At 72.9% G+C, this 6,517-nt stretch carries 6 protein-coding genes and 1 pseudogene; 6 read left to right on the top strand and 1 reads right to left on the bottom strand.

Annotated features, from left to right (window positions below):
• Positions 1 to 717: 717 nt before the first annotated feature.
• Positions 718 to 1,173 carry a hypothetical protein gene (locus D474_RS29905; RefSeq protein ID WP_017616036.1) on the bottom strand — a complete coding sequence of 152 codons (456 nt, stop codon included), beginning with the start codon at positions 1,171 to 1,173 and terminating at the stop codon, positions 718 to 720.
• 183 nt (positions 1,174 to 1,356) lie between these two features.
• Here D474_RS29905 and D474_RS0124025 point away from each other — a divergent pair, with 183 nt between their 5' ends.
• The 6 genes and pseudogenes from D474_RS0124025 to D474_RS29900 all read left to right on the top strand — a co-directional run.
• Positions 1,357 to 2,214 (top strand): CoA transferase subunit A, encoded by an 858-nt coding sequence (locus D474_RS0124025; RefSeq protein ID WP_017616035.1) that lies wholly within the window; start codon positions 1,357 to 1,359, stop codon positions 2,212 to 2,214.
• On the top strand, positions 2,211 to 2,966 hold the full coding sequence (locus tag D474_RS0124020) for a CoA-transferase subunit beta (protein WP_017616034.1): 756 nt from the start codon (positions 2,211 to 2,213) through the stop codon (positions 2,964 to 2,966). Before D474_RS0124025 ends, D474_RS0124020 begins: the two co-directional genes overlap by 4 nt.
• Positions 2,967 to 3,030: 64 nt before the next feature.
• Positions 3,031 to 4,245 (top strand): thiolase family protein, encoded by a 1,215-nt coding sequence (locus D474_RS0124015; protein ID WP_017616033.1) that lies wholly within the window; start codon positions 3,031 to 3,033, stop codon positions 4,243 to 4,245.
• A gap of 36 nt (positions 4,246 to 4,281) precedes the next feature.
• Positions 4,282 to 5,001, top strand: a complete 720-nt coding sequence (locus tag D474_RS0124010; RefSeq protein WP_017616032.1) for a dioxygenase family protein — start codon at positions 4,282 to 4,284, stop codon at positions 4,999 to 5,001.
• Positions 4,998 to 5,561 (top strand): protocatechuate 3,4-dioxygenase subunit alpha, encoded by a 564-nt coding sequence (gene pcaG, locus D474_RS0124005; RefSeq protein WP_017616031.1) that lies wholly within the window; start codon positions 4,998 to 5,000, stop codon positions 5,559 to 5,561. The genes D474_RS0124010 and pcaG overlap by 4 nt, the downstream gene beginning before the upstream one ends.
• Before the next feature lie 51 nt (positions 5,562 to 5,612).
• A pseudogene (locus D474_RS29900) lies at positions 5,613 to 6,517 on the top strand (lyase family protein); the annotation flags it as partial.

The following is a 6,517-nucleotide window of genomic DNA, read 5'->3' as shown; positions in this document are numbered from 1 at the left end:
GTCGGGCAGAGGGCTTACGGGCCCGCCGCTTGACATAGAAGCGTCCCGCGAGCGGCCCGCCCTCCCGGTTGCTGGTGGGACCAGTGTGACGGGCGCCCGGTTCTGCGGCGTTGTTAGTGCTGTTATCAGCACTACTGGCGGGTGCTAGTGCCCTTGTGGGCACTAACAACGACCGGGCGGGCGCCGGAGGCGCCCGTGCCGCCGATGCCCCGGCGCGCCGTCCGCACCCCCGCCGCCGTCGGAGCCGGCGCGGTCGGGGCCGGTGCCGCGTGCGGTTTCTGGAGAATCTCCAAACCGGAGAGTGTCGGGCGCACGCCTGTCAGCCCGGGACTCAATGCCCTGCCGGGAGTGCCGGGGCCGCCTGTGCCGTTGCCGTTGCCGTCGCGGGAGCGAGGGGCCACCCGCACGCCGCAAGCGTTGGTCGCAATGCAGCGCCACAGCGGGTCGGCCGTTGCAGTCAGCCCTTGAACCCGTTCCTTTGGGCAGCCAGGGGGAGCGGGTGGTTCGTCGATGCGGGTCGGGTCAGCCCGGCGAACAGGGCCGGAACGCACACCCCGAGGCAACACCACAGAAACCCACACCCCACCCACAAGCTCAACGGCCGACCACGCACAACGCTCGGTGGGAAAATCCCAGCCGACCACCTGCCCGACCTACCGCCGCCCACAAGGGCCATCAGGTGTTGCGAAGCCCCCAGATTCCACCCCGAGGGCGGGCCTATTCTCCCTTCGGAGTCAAGACCGGGCTCCCGTCGGCCCGGGCGCCCAGGGCGCTGAGGGCGCACAGCACGCCGAAGCCCCCGGCGACGAGCAGCGCGGCGGTGCGATCTTCGCCCGTGGGCAGGGCCGTTCCCATGATGGCGGCGTCCCCGGCGTCGGAGGCGACGCGGATGCCGATGGCGGTGAGCAGCGGCCACCCCGCGGGGACGAGCATCATGGCCGCGCCGCAGGCGAGGTCGCGCACCAGCATGGTGCGGGTGAGCAGCGCGAGGTCGGGGGCGGGCGCGGCCTCGGACAGCCCGATGGCCGCGGTCATCGTCTCGGGCCGCACGAGGACGACCACCGCGTAGCCGACGGTGACCGCGCCCATCACTCGGGGGAAGGCGCGCAGCAGCAGGCGCCCGGTGCTCCGTGAGGCGCGGCGGGTCCGGGGCGGTACACGTTCGGAGGACACGGGGTCACATCCGTCTCTGGGGGTGCGGGGTCGCGGGGAGAGTAACCCGCCCACCGGTTCCCGACCGCCGTGGCACGCCCGGGGCCGGGAACGGGGGCCTTGACCGGCCTTTCACGGGTGGCTAATCTCGTGGGCAGGTTGTTCGTCATAAGAACAAGTATTCACAATGCGAACGGAGGCCTCATGGTCCTGCCCCTGGACGAGGCGGTCCGCACCCTCATCCGCGACGGGGACACCGTCGCCCTCGAAGGGTTCACCCACCTCATCCCCGTCGCCGCGGGGCACGAGATCATCCGCCAGGGCCTGCGCGACCTCACCCTGGTGCGGATGACCCCCGACATCGTCTACGACCAGCTCATCGGCGCCGGGTGCGCGCGCAAGCTCGTCTTCTCCTGGGGCGGCAACCCCGGAGTGGGCTCGCTGCACCGGTTCCGCGACGCGGTCACACACAGCTGGCCCGTCCCCCTTGAGGTCGAGGAGCACAGCCACGCCGGCATGGCCAACCGCTACGTCGCGGGCGCCTCCGGCCTTCCCTTCGCGATCCTGCGCGGTTACAGCGGCACCGACCTCGTGGGCAGCAACCCCAACATCAGCACCGTGACCTGCCCCTTCACCGGGCAGGAGGTGGCTGCCGTCCCCGCGGTCAACCCCGACGTCACGGTCGTCCACGCCCAGCGCGCCGACCACGACGGCAACGTGCAGCTGTGGGGCATCACCGGGATCCAGAAGGAGGCCGCCCTGGCCGCCGAACGCGTGCTGGTCACGGTGGAGGAGGTCGTCGACACCCTCGAGCCCGTACCCGGCCAGGTCCTGCTGCCCGGCCGGGTCGTCGACGCGGTCAGTGTGGTTCCCGGCGGCGCGGCCCCCTCCTACGCCCACGGTTACTACGAGCGCGACAACTCCGCCTACAAGGAATGGGACAGGATCGGCCGCGACCGCGAGGCCTTCACCTCCTGGCTCGACGAACTCACCGCAACCCCCGGAGCCCGCCCCGAGCGGTCGGGCGAGACCACCCCCGACCCGGCAGGGAGCACCTCGTGACCACCGTGACCTGGACCTCCGACGAAATCATGACCGTCACCGCGGCGCGTTCGCTCGAGGACGGGATGTCCTGCTTCGTCGGCATCGGCCTGCCCAGCACCGCCGCGAACGTCGCCCGGCGCACCCACGCGCCCGGGCTGTGGATGATCTACGAGTCCGGAACACTCGGAACGGTCCCCCACCACCTGCCGCTCTCCATCGGCGACGGCATCCTCACCGACACCGCCGACACCGTGGTCTCGGTCCCGGAGGTCTTCAACTACTGGCTGCAGGCCGGGCGCATCGACGTCGGGTTCCTCGGCGCGGCACAGCTCGACCGCTACGCCAACATCAACACGACGGTGATCGGCGACTACGAGGACCCGAAGGTTCGCCTTCCCGGTGCCGGCGGCGCGCCCGAGATCGCAGCGTCCTGCCGCGAGGTCATCGTGATCATGCGCCACAGCAGCCGCGCCTTCGTCGACCGGGTGGACTTCGTGACCTCCGTCGGACACGGGCGCGGCAAGGGCGACCGCGAGCGCCTGGGCCTGCGCGGCGCCGGCCCGACCCGGGTCATCACCGACCTCGGCGTGCTCGAACCCGATCCGGAGACCAGCGAGCTGGTGCTCACCGGCGTGCACCCGGGTGTGGAGGTCGAGCAGGTCGTCGAGGCCACCGGCTGGGACCTGAGGATCGCCGACGACCTCGTGCGCACCCCCGCCCCCACCGACGGCGAACTGTCCGTGGTTCGCTCTCTCACCGGGGCCCGCTGACACCGGCCCCACCGCCCGACCGGCCCGCAAAGACCGTCCCCACCCACACGACCAGGAGGCCCCGGTGAGCGACACCTACGTCCTCGACGCCGTCCGTACCCCCTTCGGAAAGTTCGGCGGAGCGCTGTCCGGCGTCCGCCCCGACGACCTCGCCGCACACGTCGTCGGCGCCCTCGTCGACCGCGCACCCGGCCTGGAGCGTTCCGAGGCCCCCGTCGGCCCGGGGGGCAGCGAGGGAGAACCGCCCGTCGACGAGGTGCTGCTGGGCAACGCCAACGGCGCCGGCGAGGAGAACCGCAATGTCGCCCGGATGGCGGCGATCCTGGCGGGGCTGCCCACCTCGGTCCCCGGGTCGACGGTCAACCGGCTGTGCGGGTCCGGGCTCGAGGCAGCGGTACAGGGCAGCCGCGCGATCCAGACCGGTGACGCCTCCCTGGTCCTGGCGGGGGGCGTGGAGTCGATGAGCCGTGCCCCCTGGGTCCTGCCCAAGCCACCCAAGGGGTTCCCGGCCGGCGACGCGACCCTGCACTCCACGACTCTGGGCTGGCGCATGGTCAACCCGCGCATGCCCGACCGGTGGACGGTGTCGCTGGGTGAGGCGACCGAGCGCCTGGCGGACAAGTTCGGCATCGACCGCGACGAACAGGACGCCTTCGCCCTGGACAGCCACGACAAGGCCGCGAAGGCGTGGGAGAAGGGCGCCTTCGACGACGAGATCGTGCAGGTGTCCGGCGCACACCTGGACCGCGACGAGTGTGTGCGGGAGACGTCCCTGGCCAAGCTCGGCGGGCTCAAGACCGTGTTCCGGTCCGAGGGCACCGTCACCGCGGGCAACGCCTCACCCCTCAACGACGGGGCCGCGGCCCTGCTGCTGGGCGACCGTGCCGCGGCCGACCGCACCGGGCTGGAGCCGCTCGCGCGCATCGCCGGCCGGGGCGCGGCCGGGGTGGACCCGGACGTGTTCGGGGTCGGTCCGGTGCGTGCCGCCGAGATCGCCCTGCAGCGCGCGGGCATCGGCTGGGGCGACCTGTCGGTGGTCGAGCTCAACGAGGCCTTCGCCGCCCAGTCCCTGGCCTGCCTGCGCTCCTGGGAGGGCTTGGACCCGGCCGCCGTCAACCCCAACGGCGGCGCCATCGCCCTGGGTCACCCGCTGGGTGCGTCCGGGGCCCGTATCCTCGGCTCCCTCGCCCACGAGCTGCGCCGGCGCGGCGGCGGGTGGGGCCTGGCCACACTCTGCATCGGGGTCGGCCAGGGGCTGGCCGTCGTCCTCGAGGCCTGAGCCACGCGCCCGCGCACGAACCGAAAGGACCACACGATGTCCACCACCCCCGAGGCGAGGACGGGGTCGGGGCTGTACGTGCCCCAGTACGTCCGCGACCACGACACCCATCCCCCGCTGGACTACCCCGGGTACAACAGCACGGCGCTGCGCCACCCGAAGCGGCCGCTCACGCTGCTGCCGCACACGCTGACCGAGATCACGTCCCCGGTGCTGGGCCACGAGCGGGTCGGGGAGCTCGACCACGACCTGACCCGCCAGCACGAGGGCGGTGAACCCCAGGGCCAGCGGATCACGGTGCACGGGCAGGTGCGCGACAGCNCCAACGCGGCCGGGCGCTACCGCCACACCGGCGACAACTGGCCGGCCCCGCTGGACCCCTACTTCACGGGGGTCGGGCGCGCGATGACCGACGCCGACGGGTACTACCGGTTCGTGACCGTGCGGCCGGGCGCCTACCCCTGGAAGAACCACCGGAACGCGTGGCGGCCGGCGCACATCCACTTCTCCCTGTTCGGGCAGGCCTTCACCCAGCGGCTCGTCACGCAGATGTACTTCCCGGACGACCCGCTGTTCTTCCAGGACCCGATGTGGAACTCGGTGCCTGAGGAGGCCCGCGAGCGCATGCTCGCCCGGTTCGACTACGGCAACACCGAACCCGAGTGGGCGCTGGCCTACCGCTGGGACATCGTGCTGCGCGGACACGGCCAGACCCCGTTCGAGTCCGAGGAAGAGATCGCGGAGGACGACGAGTGAGCACCTACCCCACCACCCCGTCCCAGACGGTGGGCCCGTACCTGCACATCGGTCTGCCCTGGCCGGACGGCCCGTTCGCGGTCGACGAGGGCACACGGGGTGCGGTGTGGATCCGCGGGACGGTGCGCGACGGGGCCGGGGAACCGGTCTCCGACGCTCTCGTCGAGACCTGGCAGGCCGACCCGGACGGGCGTTTCGACCACCCGGACGATCCGCGCGGCGCACGTTCGTTCCCGGGGTTCCGTGCGTTCGGGCGCTGCCCCACCGACGGTGAGGGCACCTACGGCATCCTCACCCTGAAGCCGGGACCGGTACCGGGGCCGGACGGGGACCAGGCGCCCCACATCGACGTGTCGGTCTTCGCCCGCGGGATGCTGCACCGGGTCGTCACACGCCTGTACTTCCCTGAGGAGGAGGCCGCCAACGCCGCGGATCCGGTGCTCGGCAGCGTGGAGGCCCCGGAGGCGCGGGCCACGCTCGTGGCGGGCCCGGCCCCCGACGGCTACCGTTTCGACATCCGTCTGCAGGGTGAGGGAGAGACGGTCTTCTTCGACATCTGACAGTCCGCCCGGGCGCCGCCTACCGCGGCGCCCGTCCACCGAGGGAGCCACATGACCGGCCTGTTCGACGGGGTCCTCACGCGGGGCCCCGTCGGTCCGTGCACCGACGACACCGCCTGGCTGCGGGCGCTGCTCGACACCGAGGCGGCGTTGGCGCGTTCCCTGGCCGACACCGGCCTGATGGCGCCCGCGCAGGCCGAGGCCGTGGCCGGCGCGTGCGACCCGGAACTGTACGACACCGGGGCGCTGGGAGAGGCGGCCGCGGGCGGGGGCAACCCCGTGATCCCGCTGGTCAAGGAGCTCACCGACCGTGTGCGAACCGTGGACGCCGAGGCCGCGCGCCACGTGCACCAGGGCGCGACCAGCCAGGACGTCATGGACACCGCCGCGATGCTCCTCTCGCGACGGGCCGGGGACGTGGTCCTGGCCGACCTCGACCACGCGGCGGCATGTCTGCGTTCCCTGGCCGCCGAGCACCGGGACACCCCCATGGCCGGGCGGACCCTGCTGCAGCAGGCGTTGCCCACGACCTTCGGTGCGGTCGCGGCCGGGTGGGCGCACGGGCTCTCCACAGCCGGCAACGGGCTGCGGCGGGCGCTCGAGGAGAGCATCGCCGTGCAGTTCGGCGGGGCGGTGGGCACCCTGGCCTCNCGCCGCGCTCGCCCGCCGGCTGGACCTGGCCGAACCGCTGCTGCCCTGGCACACCGAGCGCGGCCGTGTCGCCGACCTCGCCGGCGTCCTCGGGCGAGTGGCCGGGGCCGTGGGGACCGCCGCGCAGGACGTGGTCCTGCTGTCCCAGACCGAGGTCGGCGAGGTCACCGAGGACGGCGGGCCGGGGGTCGGCGGTTCCTCGACCCTGCCGCACAAACGCAACCCCGTCGCCGCCGTCAGCGCCCTGGCCTGTGCCCGGCAGGCGCCAGGCCTGGTGTCGTCCCTGATGGCCGCGCAGGTCCAGG

Source organism: Nocardiopsis salina YIM 90010 (genome assembly GCF_000341025.1).
GTDB lineage: Bacteria > Actinomycetota > Actinomycetes > Streptosporangiales > Streptosporangiaceae > Nocardiopsis > Nocardiopsis salina.
The sequence above is the reverse complement of the archived record's forward strand: the minus strand, read 5'-3'. Positions and strand labels throughout refer to the sequence as shown.

Coding starts and splice junctions, on each gene's coding strand:
- D474_RS0124025 (WP_017616035.1), top strand. CDS start 1,357: ATGGTCCTGCCCCTGGACGAGGCGGTCCGCACCCTCATCCGCGACGGG.